Origin of the sequence: Amycolatopsis sp. TNS106 (assembly GCF_019330265.1) — a bacterium.
GTDB classification, from domain to species: domain Bacteria; phylum Actinomycetota; class Actinomycetes; order Mycobacteriales; family Pseudonocardiaceae; genus Amycolatopsis; species Amycolatopsis lurida.
In genome coordinates, this window is record NZ_CP024972.1 from 679,196 (window position 1) to 692,587 (window position 13,392).

Annotated in this window: 14 protein-coding genes; 10 read left to right on the forward strand and 4 right to left on the reverse strand. The window is 69.0% G+C overall.

Features of this window, described 5'->3' with window-relative positions; translation table 11 throughout:
- The first annotated feature begins 52 nt into the window (after nucleotides 1-52).
- Together CVV72_RS03295 and CVV72_RS03300 are read left to right on the forward strand one after the other, a co-directional pair.
- A complete protein-coding gene (locus tag CVV72_RS03295) occupies nucleotides 53-1,753 on the forward strand; it encodes a CTP synthase (protein ID WP_219150972.1) in 1,701 nt (566 codons plus the stop codon).
- A complete protein-coding gene (locus tag CVV72_RS03300) occupies nucleotides 1,750-2,376 on the forward strand; it encodes an NUDIX hydrolase (protein WP_219150973.1) in 627 nt (208 codons plus the stop codon). Before CVV72_RS03295 ends, CVV72_RS03300 begins: the two co-directional genes overlap by 4 nt.
- A 51-nt stretch (nucleotides 2,377-2,427) precedes the next feature.
- On the opposite strand, the gene CVV72_RS03305 is transcribed toward CVV72_RS03300, so the two are convergent.
- The gene (locus tag CVV72_RS03305; protein WP_219150974.1) at nucleotides 2,428-2,913 is read right to left on the reverse strand and encodes a DUF1707 domain-containing protein; all 486 of its coding nucleotides are present in this window, start codon (nucleotides 2,911-2,913) and stop codon (nucleotides 2,428-2,430) included.
- A 118-nt stretch (nucleotides 2,914-3,031) separates the two neighbouring features.
- Here CVV72_RS03305 and xerD point away from each other — a divergent pair, with 118 nt between their 5' ends.
- The 7 genes from xerD to CVV72_RS03340 all read left to right on the forward strand — a co-directional run bounded on the left by xerD (nucleotide 3,032) and on the right by CVV72_RS03340 (nucleotide 9,809).
- A complete protein-coding gene (gene xerD, locus CVV72_RS03310) occupies nucleotides 3,032-3,934 on the forward strand; it encodes a site-specific tyrosine recombinase XerD (protein WP_219153796.1) in 903 nt (300 codons plus the stop codon).
- 92 nt (nucleotides 3,935-4,026) lie between these two features.
- Nucleotides 4,027-5,043 carry a ParA family protein gene (locus CVV72_RS03315; RefSeq protein ID WP_126736754.1) on the forward strand — a complete coding sequence of 339 codons (1,017 nt, stop codon included), beginning with the start codon at nucleotides 4,027-4,029 and terminating at the stop codon, nucleotides 5,041-5,043.
- Complete coding sequence (locus CVV72_RS03320; RefSeq protein WP_034322300.1) at nucleotides 5,040-5,465, forward strand: hypothetical protein; 426 nt, start codon at nucleotides 5,040-5,042, stop codon at nucleotides 5,463-5,465. Before CVV72_RS03315 ends, CVV72_RS03320 begins: the two co-directional genes overlap by 4 nt.
- Nucleotides 5,465-6,400 (forward strand): ScpA family protein, encoded by a 936-nt coding sequence (locus CVV72_RS03325; protein ID WP_219150975.1) that lies wholly within the window; start codon nucleotides 5,465-5,467, stop codon nucleotides 6,398-6,400. The genes CVV72_RS03320 and CVV72_RS03325 overlap by 1 nt, the downstream gene beginning before the upstream one ends.
- A complete protein-coding gene (scpB, locus tag CVV72_RS03330; RefSeq protein WP_219150976.1) occupies nucleotides 6,397-7,101 on the forward strand; it encodes an SMC-Scp complex subunit ScpB in 705 nt (234 codons plus the stop codon). The genes CVV72_RS03325 and scpB overlap by 4 nt, the downstream gene beginning before the upstream one ends.
- Complete coding sequence (locus CVV72_RS03335) at nucleotides 7,091-7,843, forward strand: pseudouridine synthase (RefSeq protein WP_005153474.1); 753 nt, start codon at nucleotides 7,091-7,093, stop codon at nucleotides 7,841-7,843. The genes scpB and CVV72_RS03335 overlap by 11 nt, the downstream gene beginning before the upstream one ends.
- Nucleotides 7,844-7,940: 97 nt before the next feature.
- Nucleotides 7,941-9,809 carry a Xaa-Pro dipeptidyl-peptidase gene (locus tag CVV72_RS03340; RefSeq protein ID WP_219153797.1) on the forward strand — a complete coding sequence of 623 codons (1,869 nt, stop codon included), beginning with the start codon at nucleotides 7,941-7,943 and terminating at the stop codon, nucleotides 9,807-9,809.
- A gap of 283 nt (nucleotides 9,810-10,092) precedes the next feature.
- On the opposite strand, the gene CVV72_RS03345 is transcribed toward CVV72_RS03340, so the two are convergent.
- A complete protein-coding gene (locus CVV72_RS03345) occupies nucleotides 10,093-10,926 on the reverse strand; it encodes a class I SAM-dependent methyltransferase (protein WP_219150977.1) in 834 nt (277 codons plus the stop codon).
- Between the two features lie 65 nt (nucleotides 10,927-10,991).
- Here CVV72_RS03345 and CVV72_RS03350 point away from each other — a divergent pair, with 65 nt between their 5' ends.
- Nucleotides 10,992-11,621 (forward strand): TetR/AcrR family transcriptional regulator, encoded by a 630-nt coding sequence (locus CVV72_RS03350; RefSeq protein ID WP_219150978.1) that lies wholly within the window; start codon nucleotides 10,992-10,994, stop codon nucleotides 11,619-11,621.
- Between the two features lie 73 nt (nucleotides 11,622-11,694).
- Here the strand turns inward: CVV72_RS03350 and CVV72_RS03355 are convergent, their stop codons facing one another.
- Together CVV72_RS03355 and CVV72_RS03360 are read right to left on the reverse strand one after the other, a co-directional pair.
- Nucleotides 11,695-12,891, reverse strand: coding sequence for a cation:proton antiporter (locus CVV72_RS03355; protein WP_219150979.1), 1,197 nt, complete (start codon nucleotides 12,889-12,891; stop codon nucleotides 11,695-11,697).
- Between the two features lie 6 nt (nucleotides 12,892-12,897).
- On the reverse strand, nucleotides 12,898-13,380 hold the full coding sequence (locus tag CVV72_RS03360; RefSeq protein WP_219150980.1) for a cation:proton antiporter regulatory subunit: 483 nt from the start codon (nucleotides 13,378-13,380) through the stop codon (nucleotides 12,898-12,900).
- Nucleotides 13,381-13,392: the final 12 nt, after the last annotated feature.

Sequence of the window (13,392 nt, forward strand, 5' to 3'; positions counted from 1 at the left end):
TTGCGGCGTGGCCGGTGAGCGCCCCGGCGGGCGTGCGATAAGGTGGAAGCCCGTGGGACTTCAGTCGCGGGCTACCAAGTATGTCTTTGTCACCGGAGGCGTTGCCTCCTCTCTGGGTAAGGGACTCACGGCTTCCAGCCTGGGTCAGCTCCTTACCGCACGTGGGCTCCGGGTCACGATGCAGAAGCTGGATCCGTACCTCAACGTCGATCCGGGCACGATGAACCCGTTCCAGCACGGTGAGGTGTTCGTCACCGACGACGGCGCCGAGACCGATCTGGACATCGGGCACTACGAGCGTTTTCTCGACCGGGCTCTCGACGGCAAGGCGAACGTCACCACCGGGCAGGTGTACTCCGAGGTCATCGCCAAGGAGCGCCGCGGTGAGTACCTCGGCGACACCGTGCAGGTCATCCCGCACATCACCGACGAGATCAAGGCGAGGATCACCGCCGCGGCGGGCGCCGACGAGGACGGGAACAGCCCGGACGTCGTGATCACCGAGGTCGGCGGCACCGTGGGCGACATCGAGTCGCTGCCGTTCCTGGAGGCCTGCCGTCAGGTCCGCCATGACGTCGGCCGCGACCAGTGCTTCTTCCTCCACGTCTCCCTGGTCCCGTACCTCGCCCCGTCGGGTGAGCTGAAGACCAAGCCGACCCAGCACTCGGTCGCCGCGCTGCGCAACATCGGTATCCAGCCCGACGCGCTCGTCTGCCGCGCCGACCGCGAGCTGCCGGAGGACCTCAAGCGCAAGATCGGCCTGATGTGCGACGTCGACACCGAGGCCGTCATCGCCTGCCCCGACGCGCCGTCGATCTACGACATCCCGAAGGTGCTGCACCGTGAGGCGCTCGACGCCTACGTGGTGCGCCGCCTCGGGCTGCCGTTCCGCGACGTCGACTGGACCGTGTGGGGCGACCTGCTCGACCGCGTGCACAACCCGTCGGAGACGGTGCGGGTCGCGCTCGTCGGCAAGTACATCGACCTGCCGGACGCGTACCTGTCGGTCACCGAGGCGCTGCGCGCGGGCGGGTTCGCCCACCGCGCCAAGGTCCAGATCTCCTGGGTCCCCTCGGACTCCTGCGAGACCCCGGCCGGTGCGGCCGCGGCGCTGTCCGATGTGGACGGTGTGCTGGTGCCGGGCGGCTTCGGCGTCCGCGGTATCGAGGGCAAGGTCGGCGCCATCGCCTACGCCCGCACCCACGGGCTGCCGCTGCTGGGCCTGTGCCTCGGCCTGCAGTGCATGGTGATCGACGCGGCGCGGAACCTGGCGGGTATCAAGGACGCGAACTCGGCCGAGTTCGAGGACGGCCCGAACCCGGTCATCTCCACGATGGCCGACCAGCGTGACGTCGTCGCCGGCGAGCGCGACATGGGCGGCACCATGCGGCTCGGCGCCTACGTCGCCAAGCTCAAGCCCGGCTCGCAGGTCGCGAAGGCCTACGGCAGCACCGAGGTATCCGAGCGGCACCGTCACCGCTACGAGGTCAACAACGCTTACCGCAAGCGCCTTTCCGACGCCGGTCTGGTGTTCTCGGGCACCTCGCCCGACGACCACCTGGTCGAGTTCGTGGAGTTGCCCGCCGACAAGCACCCGTTCTTCGTCGGCACCCAGGCGCACCCGGAACTCAAGAGCCGCCCGACCCGCCCGCACCCGCTGTTCAGCGCGTTCGTGAAGGCCGTCGTCGACCGCAAGGTCGCCGAGCGGCTGCCGGTCGAGCTGCCCGAAGCCGCCCAGACGGCGGCCCGGTGAGCGAGCCCGGCAAGCACGAGTTCACCGTCGCGTCCACAAAGGACGTCCACATCGGACGTGTCGTGGGGCTGCGGGTCGACGAGGTCGTGATGCCCGGCGGCGGCACCGCCCGCCGTGAGGTCGTCGAGCACCTCGGCGCGGTCGCCGTCGTCGCGCTCGACTCGGACGGCATGGTGACGCTGATCCACCAGTACCGTCACCCGATCGGGCGGCGGCTGTGGGAACTGCCCGCCGGGCTGATCGACAAGGCGGGGGAGGACCCCGTCGAGGCGGCCAAACGCGAGCTGGTCGAGGAGGTCGGGCTCAGCGCCGAGCGGTGGGAGACCCTGGTCGACGTCGCGGCGTCGCCCGGCTTCACCGACGAGGTCGTCCGCGTCTACCTCGCCCGCGGCCTGTCCGAAGTGGACAGGGAGGTCCTCGGCGACGAGGAGGCGGACCTCGTCATGCGGAAGTTCCCGCTCGCCGACGCGGTCCGGATGGCGCTGGCCGGTGAGCTGGTGAACGGGTCGACCGTCGGTGGCGTGCTCGCCGCGCACGCGGTGCTTTCGGGGGCGGCTTCGTCGCGGCCCGCCGACGCGCCTTGGGAGGACAGGCCGACGAAGTTCGCTTCGCGCGGCCTCTGACGCTCGTGAGTGGTAAGGACGGTTCTAACCGCCCTTACCACTCACGAGGCTCTAGGCGCGGAGACGGCGGCCCTGCGCGTCGGTGCCGCCGTTCGCCAGCAGCACGATCCCGTCGACGATCGGCCAGACCACCCCGACGCCGCAGGTGACCACCACGACCGCCAGCTGCCCCAAAGCGAGTCCGACATGGCCGGTGTAGAAGCGCCCGATCCCGAACGGCAGCACGATCTGCAGCACCCCGGCGGCGACCTTCGACTTCGGTGAATACGGCATGACCGCGGCAGGCTGCTGGTACACGGGCACGAACGGCGGCGGGTCGAACCGCGGCGCCAGGTACGCCGGATGCGGGGCGGGCAGGTCCTGGAACAGCGGCCGGAGTTCGCCGAACGTCACCGCCTCGTACGCGGCGAGGACACGGCCCTCGTACTCGTCCGGCGTGATCCTTCCCTGGCTGTAGTGGTCGGCGAGCAGCCGTGCCGCCTCCTCGCGCTCGGCGGTGCCGACGCGCATTTCGTCCGGGTCCGGTTGCTGGGACATGCTCCCAAGGTAGCCCGTTTCACACCCGCGACGCGGTACGCGCGGCGTACCCCCGAACGGGTCGCGGTGGTCCTAGAGTGTCCGTGTGTCACGGGCAGGCGGTACCGGAGTCGCCCAGGTGGTCGCCGCTTACCTCGACCATCTGGTGGTCGAGCGCGGAACCGCGAGGAACACCCTCGACAGCTACTCCCGCGACCTGCGCCGGTACACCGCGTACCTCGGCGCCGCCGATGTCGAGCGCTTCAGCGACGTCACCTCGGCGCACATCACCTCCTTCGGCGCGGCGCTGCGCGAAGGCGACGAAGAGCATCGGCCGCTCGCCGCGTCCTCGGCGGCCCGTGCGCTGGTCGCGGTGCGGGGGCTGCACAAGTTCGCGCACGCCGACGGCATCACCGAGAACGATCCGGCCCGCGAGGTGCGCCCGCCGGCCGCGGCCAAACGGCTGCCCAAGGCGCTGCCGGTGGACGACGTGCTGAAACTGCTGGAAACCCCGCCGCCCGAGGGCGAACGCCCGCTGCGGGACCGGGCCCTGCTGGAGCTGCTCTACTCCACCGGCGCGCGGATCTCCGAGGCCGTGGGGCTCGACGTCGACGACATCGACGACGCCGAACGGACCGTGCTGCTCGACGGGAAGGGCGGCAAACAGCGCATCGTGCCGATCGGCCGTCCCGCGCTGGAAGCGGTGCACGCGTACCTCGTCCGCGCGCGGCCGGCGCTCGCCACCCACGGGCGGGGGACGCCGGCGATGTTCCTGAACGCCCGCGGTTCCAGGCTTTCCCGGCAGAGCGCGTGGCAGGTCCTCAAGGACACCGCGGAATCGGCGGGGATCACGGCGGGCGTCTCGCCGCACACGCTGCGCCATTCCTTCGCCACGCACCTTCTCGAAGGCGGCGCCGACGTCCGGGTCGTGCAGGAACTCCTCGGCCACGCTTCGGTGACCACCACCCAGGTGTACACGCTGGTCACGGTCAACACGCTCCGCGAGGTTTACGCGACGGCACATCCCCGGGCGCTCGCCTAAACGACCCGGTCGGTCCCGGCGTGCCTCGTTGGCTCGACTCGCGGATCGCGCATAGGCTGCCGAGGATCCTGCCGAAGAGGAGCTTTCGCGCCATGTCGACACCGAACGAGCCGGCGAAGCCGTCCGCGTCCGCCGGTTCGGCCGCGGCGAGCCTCAGCCAGGTGACCATCGCAACCCCCGCCGAACACGACGGCGACGAACCGTCGGAGGACACGATCTCTTCCCGCGGCCGCAAGGCCAAGCGCGCCAAAGAAACCAAGCAGCAAGAACTCGAGAGGGACGGGATCGGCCCCACGGGCCGTCCGTACCGCGAGATCCCCGATCCGCCGCCGCTGGACCGGCACGGTCCCGCACTGGTGATGGCCATGTGCAACCAGAAGGGCGGGGTCGGCAAGACCACCTCGACCATCAACCTCGGCGCGGCGCTGGCCGAATGCGGCCGCCGGGTGCTGCTGGTCGACTTCGACCCACAGGGCGCGCTCTCGGTCGGCCTCGGCATTCAGCCGCACGAGCTGGACCAGACGGTCTACAACGTCATCATGGAGCGCTCGGTCGCCATCACCGACGTCATCCGGAAGACCAGGGTGGACGGCGTCGACCTGCTGCCTAGCAACATCGACCTGTCCGCGGCCGAGGTCCAGTTGGTCGCAGAGGTAGGGCGCGAACACACTTTGTTACGGGTCCTTCGTCCGGTCATGAACGACTACGACTATGTTCTTGTCGACTGCCAGCCCTCGCTAGGCCTGCTGACGGTGAACGCACTGACCGCCGCGGACGGTGTGATCATCCCGCTGGAGTGCGAGTTCTTCAGTCTGCGAGGCGTAGCGCTCCTGATCGACACCATCGAGAAGGTGCAGGAACGCCTCAACCCCAAACTGGACATCACCGGGATTCTCGCCACCATGTACGACCCGAGAACCCTGCACTCGAAGGAGGTCATGGCGAGAGTGGTGGAGGCATTCGGCGACACCGTGTTCGACACGGTGATCAACCGCACCGTGCGGTTCCCCGAGACGACGGTCGCGGGCGAGCCGATCACGACCTGGGCTCCCAAATCAGCGGGCGCGGCGGCCTACCGCGCGCTTGCCCGTGAGGTGATCGCTCGGTGAGCAGGCGAGCTTCCCTGCCCGGAGCGTCCGAACTTTTCAGGATCACCTCCAGCCCCGCCCTCGATCTCCCGCCCGCGCCCGAGCAGCCCGCCCCCTCGAAGGGGAACGGCAACGGGAACGGTTCCGGGAACGAGACGGGGAACGCGCACAAGGAACAGCTGGCCCGTGCCGCGCGCAGCGGGTCGGGGCGGACCAAGCACGACGCGAAGATCACCGTCTACGTCTCCGGTGACGAACTGCTGGCGATGGAGCAAGCCAGGCTGAACCTCCGGGCGAAGCACGGTCTCGTTCTGGATCGCGGCAGGCTGGTCCGCGAGGCGGTGGCCGTGCTGCTGGCCGACTTCGACGCGGCGGGCGAGGATTCGGTCCTCGTCCAGCGTCTGCGGGCGGGCAGCGAGGACGGGAAAGAGACCGAGAGCTGATGGACGACCCGGCCGCGGCTGCTCCCAGCGGCTCAGAGCCGGTCGAGCGGACAGAGGCAGACGAGACCCCCGTCGTGCACGAGACCGTGCACGGCGGGATGGTCCCCGAAGGACTGGCCAGCGAAGAGCTGAGCACGTCCAAGTTCAAGGTGAACCTGTCGAACTTCCAGGGCCCCTTCGATCTGCTGCTCCAGCTGATCTCGCAGCACCAGCTCGACGTCACCGAAGTCGCGTTGCACCAGGTCACGGACGATTTCATCGCCTACACCCGTGCGCTCGGCACGGAGTGGAACCTCGACGAGACGACCGAGTTCCTGGTCATCGCGGCGACCCTGCTCGACCTCAAGGCGGCACGGCTGCTGCCCGCCGCCGAGGTGGAGAGCGAAGACGACCTCGCCCTGCTCGAAGCACGAGACCTGCTGTTCGCGCGCGTGCTGCAGTATCGCGCGTACAAGCAGGTCGCGGCGCTGTTCGGCGAGCTGGAGGCCGGCGCGCTGCGACGGTATCCGCGGTCGGTCGCGCTCGAAGACCGGTTCATGGGTTTGCTGCCCGAGGTGATGCTCGGCGTCGACCCGGCGAAGTTCGCCGAGATCGCGGTCGCGGTCTTCAAACCGAAGCCGCCGCCGACGGTGTCGATCGCGCACATCCACATGGGCCGGGTCTCGGTGCGCGAACATGCCGCGCTGCTGCGGCTCAAGCTCGCGGAACGAGGCGAAGCGACCTTCGGTGAGCTTGTCGAAGACTGCGAGCACACCGTCGAGATCGTGGCGAGGTTCCTCGCGCTGCTGGAGTTGTACCGGGAGGCCTCGGTCCAGTTCGAACAGCTGGAGGCGCTCGCCGAACTGCACGTGCGCTGGACCGGCGGGTCCGTGGAGGAGGCGTCGGTGGCGGCCGAGCACGATCGCGCCGCCGCCGAGGACGAGGAGTACGGGTGAGCCCGGAAAACACCGAAGAGACCGATAAGACCGTGGAGACGCCGGAGCCCGAAGCGACCCCGGAGGCGGCCGAGGCCCCTGCCGTCGAGCCGGAGTCCGAGGCGGAGCCGCCTGCCGACGAAGGTCTCGTCGCGGCGGGCGACGGCGACTATCCCGACGTCACCTCCGACGAGGCGCTCGAAGCGGCGCTGGAGGCGTTGCTCCTGGTCGTCGACTCGCCCATCAACGAGGAATCGCTCGCCGACACGGTCGGCCAGCCGGTGTCGCGGGTGACCGTGGCGCTGCGCACGATGGCGCAGAAGTTCACCGAGCGGACCAGCGGAATCGACCTGCGCCGAGTCGGCGAAGGGTGGCGGTTCTACACTAGGGACGTCTATGCCCCGTTCGTGGAGAAGCTTCTGCTCGACGGCCAGCGTTCCAAGCTGACGCGAGCCGCACTGGAGAGCCTCGCCGTGATCGCCTATCGGCAGCCGGTGACCAGGGCCAGGGTCGCCGCCGTCCGAGGGGTGAACGTGGACGGGGTGATCAGGACGCTGCTGGCGCGCGGCCTGATCGAGGAGATGGGGACCGACCCCGAAACCACAGGCACGCTGTACGTGACGACCGAGCTGTTCCTGGAGCGACTGGGCCTCTCGTCCTTGGCCGACCTTCCGCCCATCGCTCCGTTGCTACCCGAAGTGGACACCATCGATGACATCTGACCCGCATCCCGACGGCATTCGGCTGCAGAAGGTCCTTTCGCAGGCGGGCGTCGCCTCGCGGCGCGCGGCCGAGGACCTGATCGTGCGCGGTCGCGTGAGCGTGGACGGCAAGGTGGTCACCGAGCTCGGCCGCCGGGTCGATCCGGACAACTCCGTGATCCACGTCGACGGCACCCGCGTCCAGGTCCGCGAGGACCTCGTCTACCTCCTCCTGAACAAGCCCAAGGGCGTGCACAGCACGATGAGCGACGACCGCGGGCGTCCGTGCGTCGGCGACTACCTGCGCGGCCGGTACGAGGAGACGCCCGGCATCGTGCACGTCGGCAGGCTCGACGAGAACACCGAAGGCCTCCTGCTGCTCACCAACGACGGCGACCTCGGCCACCGGCTGATGCACCCGTCGTTCCGCGTGCTGAAGACCTACTTCGCCGAGGTCGAGGGCATCGTCCCGCGCGGGCTCGGCAAGGAACTGCGGGCGGGCTTCGAGCTGCCGGACGGCATCGTCAAGGTCGACCAGTTCCGGGTCAAGGACATGCTGGCCGGGCGCACCCAGATCGAACTGGTCATCCACGAGGGTCGCAAGCACATCGTGCGGCGGCTGATGGCGGCCACCGGGCACCCGGTGCGCAAACTGGTCCGGACCGCGCTCGGCGACGTCCAGCTCGGTGCCCAGCGCTCGGGCTCGATCCGTCGGCTGAACCGCGGTGAGGTCGGTTCGCTGTACCGCGCCGTCGATCTGTAACCAAGACTTTCCGCTCTACTGCACGGGTGATCTCCGCGTTTAGCTCTCTCTGACGGGCTTTCAGCCGACGGGGAAGGGCTCAACCGTGAAAACAGTCGTGCTGGCAGGGATCTTGGCGGTCGCCGCGGCCGTGGTCGCGGCACCGCAGGCCGCGGCGAAACCGCGGAGCAGCGAACCGGTCTACGATTTCGCCCAGGCCGTCCGCGAGACGGCTTGGGTGGACATCGGTCTCGACGGGGACGGCGACGGCCGGTCGGACCGGGTCGCCGCGGACATCATCCGGCCGAAGGAACCGGCGGCGCAGGGCAAGAAGGTCCCGGTCATCATGGACGCGAGCCCGTACTACTCGTGCTGCGGGCGGGGCAACGAGAGCGAACTCAAGACCTACGACTCGGCGGGCAGGCCGGTCGGCTTCCCGCTCTATTACGACAACTTCTTCGTCCCGCGCGGGTACGCCGTGGTCCTGGTCGATCTGGCCGGTACCAACAAGTCCCGCGGCTGCACCGACATCGGCGGGCCGTCGGACGTCAATTCGGCGCGCAAGGTCGTCGACTGGCTGAACGGCCGCGCGAACGGCTACACGACGGCGACCGGCCCGGCCAGGACGAACGCGACCTGGTCGACGGGCGCGGTCGGCATGATCGGGAAGTCCTACGACGGCACGGTGGCCAACGGCGTCGCAGCGACCGGCGTCGACGGGCTCAAGACCATCGTGCCGATCGGCGCCATCAGCTCTTGGTACGACTACTACCGCTCCGACGGCGCGAACCTGCGCCAGGGCAGCCCGGCGGGGTTGGCGCAGACCGTGTCCCGGCGCAACGGCGGGCAGAACTGCGGTGCGGCGAACCAGAAGCTCACCGCGGGCGCGACGGCGAACGGCGACTACAACGCGTTCTGGCTGGACCGGGACCACGTGCAGAGCGCTTCGAAGGTGAAGGCCAGCGTGCTCGCTTCGCACGGCCTCGGTGACCTCAACGTCAAGACGATCAACTTCGGGCAGTGGTGGGAAGCGCTGAACGTCGAGCGCAAGATCTGGCTGACGCAGGCCGGCCACGTCGATCCGTTCGACTACCGGCGGTCGGCCTGGGTCGACACCCTGCACAAGTGGTTCGACCACTACCTGCTCGGCGTGGACAACGGTATCGAGAAGACCCCGGGTGCGAGTGTGGAACGCGAGCCCGACGTCTGGGTGGACCAGCCGGCGTGGCCCGCGGGCAGCGCCGTCACCCTGCGCCCCGCGGCCGGGAGCACACCGGGTGTCGGCACGCTGGGCACGACCGCGGGAACGGGCACGGTCTCCTTCACGGACTCGTCCGGTCAGACTTCGAACAGCTGGGCCGCGAAGCCGACGGAGACCGCGAGCGGGCGCGTGCTGTTCAGCACCGGCGCGCTGGCGAAGGACCTGCATGTCTCCGGGACGGCGAAGGTGACCGTGACCGCGACGCCGTCGACGTCCACGGCCCGTCTTTCGGCGATCCTGGTGGACTACGGCCCGGCGACGATCCGGAATTACACCGGATCGAAGGAAGGCATCAAGAACGAGCTGACGCAGTCGTGCTGGGGCGCGAGTGCGCCCGGTAACGACGCCTGCTACCTGGACACGAGCACCGACGCGGTCTCGGTGGGACTGAACATCATCAGTCGCGGCTGGGCGGATCTGGCCAACCACGGTTCGCTGAGCCAGGAGTCGCCGCTGACGCCGGGACAGCCGTACACGATGACGTTCCGGCTGGCGAGTACGGACCATGTCGTCCCGGCGGGACATCAGCTCGCGCTGATCATCGGCGGTACGGACGGTTCGTTCATCTCCGGTCCGGCGCAGTACCCGAAGATCACGGTGGATCTGGGCAAGACCTCGCTGGCGCTGCCTGTCGCGGGCGCGGGACCGTCGGCGGTACCGGCTCCGCTTCCGGCGGCTCCGGCACAGATCGCACCGGCGACCGTTTCGGGACTTGAGCGCGGCTAGGTCTCGGCGCTGGACCCTCGCGTCATCCGTGTGATCACGCGAGTTACGCCGCCAAGCACGCGAGTTACGTCCTCGATCACGCGAGTTCCGCGCCCGATCACGCGCACCGTCCGGACCTGCCGCACGAACTCGTCGTGCTGATTCGGCGAACACACGTGATCGAGGGCGTAACTCGCGTGATCGGAGGCGTAACTCGCGAGTGCTGCGCGGGCCGGCACGATCGCGGATAGCCATGAACGGGCCGTTCCTTGCGAAATTCGCAAGGAACGGCCCGTTCATGGCGTCAGCGTCCGGCGGTGACGATCCAGACCCCGCCGGGGATCCGCACTCCCCGCGAAGTTTCGAATTCGCCGAGTGCCTCCCGGACCCGGTCACGGAGGCTCGCGACGGAGGCCGCATCCACATCGCGCAGGTTGTGCCGGATGGGGGCCATCGAGAAGACGAAATCCGTCGCGTCGGCGGTGTCCGCCCCGAAGCCCATTTCCGCGTCCACCGGGCTGATGCCGATGTCGCGGAAGCCCGCCGCCGTCAGCACTTCGGTGATCCGTTCGGGCGCGAGCAGTGAACCCATTCCCCGTGCGGCGGGGGAGGGTTCGCGGAGGTAGGGCGCGAGCGCCGCCGTCGCGCGGGCGTAGGCGCTGTCGACGTCGCCGGACCGTGGTCCCACGAAGGCCAGCCGCCCCTCCGGCGCCATCGCTTCGCGAAGATGCGTGAACGCCGCGACCAGATCGGCGAAGAACATCACGCCACCCCGGCTGATGACGACGTCGAAGCCGGGCCCGTCGAACGGATGAACCTGCGCGTCGCCCTGCTCGAACGCGATGTTGGTGATTCCCTCGGCCGCCGCGTCCAGACGAGCCCTTTCCAGCTGTGGCGCCGAAAGATCGATACCCAGAGCGTGCCCGCTCCCGGCCTTCTTCGCGGATATCCGGGTCGTGAGCCCGGTGCCGCAGCCCACGTCCAGGACGGCGTGACCGTCACGGATGTCCGCCGCGGCGAAAAGCGGCGCGTCGAAGGCTTCCATCATCCCGTTGTAGCGGTCCGGGCGATCCGCCCAGAGCCTGCCTTCCCAGCCGTTCCATGCCTCGGCCTGTTGCTGATTGACGATCGCCGTCATGGGCACCCCATCCGTCGTTACTAGAGTTGGACTCTAGTGTTTGACTCTAGAGATAGACTCCAGCCATGAGTGGTGTCAAGGGCGCCCGGTCCGAGCGGGCCGCGCGAACCCGGCGGCGGATCATCACGGCCGCCAAGGAGCTCTTCCTCGCCGACGGCTACGGCGCGACCACGCTTCAGCAGGTCGCGGAGCGGGCGGGAGTCGCGGTCCAGACCATCTACTTCACCTTCCGCAACAAGCCGACCCTGCTGAAGGAACTGGTCGACGTCGCGATCGCCGGTGACGACGGTCCACTGGCGACGATGGAGCGGCCGTGGTTCGCGCGGGTGGTGGACGCGCCGGACGCGCGTGAGGCGCTCAACGCTCTGATCGTGGGCAGCCGGGCCGTGCTCGAACGTGTCGCGGCTGTCAACGACATGGTCCGCACGGCGATCGCGGCTCATCCCGAGCTGCGCGAACTATGGCCTGATCGCGAAGATCCTCGCCACACCGTGCACGTCGCGGCGGTGAAGGCCCTTGTGGGGAAACCGGGCGCAGCCGCCGGTCTCGACGTCGACAGGGCGGCGGACGTCCTCTACGCGCTCCTCAGCCCGGAGATGTTCCTGATCCTCACCCGTGATCGCGGTTGGCCGCTGGACATGTGGGAGCGCTGGGTGGAGGACACGTTGGCCGCTCAGTTGCTCGAGCGGGGCTAGGCGAATGCTATGAACGGGCCGTTCCTTGCAAAATTTCCAAGGAACGGCCCGTTCATAGCGCGGGTGGGAGGGGTCAGCCGGTCGAGGAAGCGGCGGTCTTCGAACCGAAGGGCTTCCGCTGCAGAGCGCGCGCCACCGGCTCGACGATCCGCGCGGCCGTCGGGCCGAGGATCGCCATCAGGAGGACGTACGCCGTCGCGAGTGCCGCCAGTTCGCCGGTCACCGCTCCCGCCGCCACCGCCAGCCCGGCGATGACGATCGAGAACTCGCCGCGCGCGACCAACGCGGCTCCGGCGCGAGCCCGGCCCATCTTCCCGATGCCCTGTCTGCGTGCGGCCCACCAGCCGGTGCCGACCTTCGTGAGCGTGGTGGCGACCGCCAGGACGACCGCCCAGCCGAGCACGGGCGGGATCGACGCGGGGTTCGTGTTGAGCCCGAACACGACGAAGAACACGGCCGCGAAGAGATCCCGCAGCGGTTCGAGCATGTGCGTCGCGTTCTCCGCCGTCGAACCCGAGATCGCGATGCCGAGCAGGAACGCGCCGACCGCGGCCGAAACCTGCATCGCCGAAGCCACGCCGGCGACCAGCAACGCCGCGCCGAGGACCTTGAGGAGGAACACCTCGCGGTCCGGGCTGTCCACCGCCGCGGAGACGTACCGGCCGAACTTCAGCGCGATCACCAGGACCACGGTGATGACCATCAGCGAGATCCCCACCGCCTTCAGGCCGCCGAGGAAGCTCACTCCGCCGAGTACCGCGGTGAGGATCGGCAGGTACAGCGCCATCACCAGGTCTTCGAACACCAGGATCGACAGCACCACCGGGGTTTCCCGGTTACCGAGCCTGCCGAGGTCGCCGAGCACCTTCGCGATGATCCCGGACGACGAGATGTAGGTGACGCCCGCCATGACGAGCGCGCCGATCGGCCCCCAGCCGAGGATGAGCGCGACGATCGCGCCCGGTGCGGCGTTCAGCACGATGTCCACGACACCCGCCACCCACGAGCGTTTCAGCCCGGTGAACAGCTCGGCCGCCGAGTACTCCAGGCCCAGCAGGAGCAGCAGCAGGACGACACCGATCTCGCTGGCGAGGTGGGTGAAGTCGCCGATGTCGCCGAGCGGGATCAGCCCGCCCTGCCCGAAACACAGGCCACCGATCAGGTACAGCGGGATCGGGGACATCCCGATCTTCCCCGCGAGGCGGCCCAACGCGCCCAGCCCGAAGAAGACCGCCCCGAGTTCGATCAAGGACAGTGCGGTGTGATCCATCCGCGATCAGCCGTACTTCAAGATCTTGACGGCGGCCTCGAGACCTTCCGAGGTGCCGACCGCGACGAGGACGTCGCCCGCGGTGAGGTTGAAGTCCGGCGTGGGGGAGGGGTGGACCTGCCCGGCCCGCATCACCGCGACGACCGAAACGCTCGTGCGGGACCGCATGGCGGTGTCGCCCAGCGTCCGGCCGTCGAACGGCGACGACGCCTTGACCGGCAGCTGCTTGGTGTTGATACCGGGCAGATCCCGGTGCTCTTCGGTGAGCTGGGCGACGAGCTGGGGCGCGCCGAGCAGGTTCGCCAGCGCGCCCGCCTCGTCGGTGGTGAGCGGAAGTGAGGCCAGGCAGGCGTCGGGGTCGTCCGTTTTGGACACGATCAGCTCGACGTGTCCGTCGCGATGGGTCACCACGCCCACGCGGCGGCCGTTGCGGGTGGCGAAGTCCTTGCGGACGCCAATTCCGGGGAGCGGGGTCACTTCGACGTTCACATGAACAACAGT

Bases quoted from the DNA above. Each gene is read 5' to 3' on its own strand.
- CVV72_RS03305 (WP_219150974.1), bottom strand. From the start codon at position 2,913: ATGTCCCAGCAACCGGACCCGGACGAAATGCGCGTCGGCACCGCCGAG.
- CVV72_RS03315 (WP_126736754.1), top strand. From the start codon at position 4,027: ATGTCGACACCGAACGAGCCGGCGAAGCCGTCCGCGTCCGCCGGTTCG.
- CVV72_RS03325 (WP_219150975.1), top strand. From the start codon at position 5,465: ATGGACGACCCGGCCGCGGCTGCTCCCAGCGGCTCAGAGCCGGTCGAG.
- CVV72_RS03335 (WP_005153474.1), top strand. From the start codon at position 7,091: ATGACATCTGACCCGCATCCCGACGGCATTCGGCTGCAGAAGGTCCTT.
- CVV72_RS03345 (WP_219150977.1), bottom strand. From the start codon at position 10,926: ATGACGGCGATCGTCAATCAGCAACAGGCCGAGGCATGGAACGGCTGG.
- CVV72_RS03350 (WP_219150978.1), top strand. From the start codon at position 10,992: ATGAGTGGTGTCAAGGGCGCCCGGTCCGAGCGGGCCGCGCGAACCCGG.
- CVV72_RS03355 (WP_219150979.1), bottom strand. From the start codon at position 12,891: ATGGATCACACCGCACTGTCCTTGATCGAACTCGGGGCGGTCTTCTTC.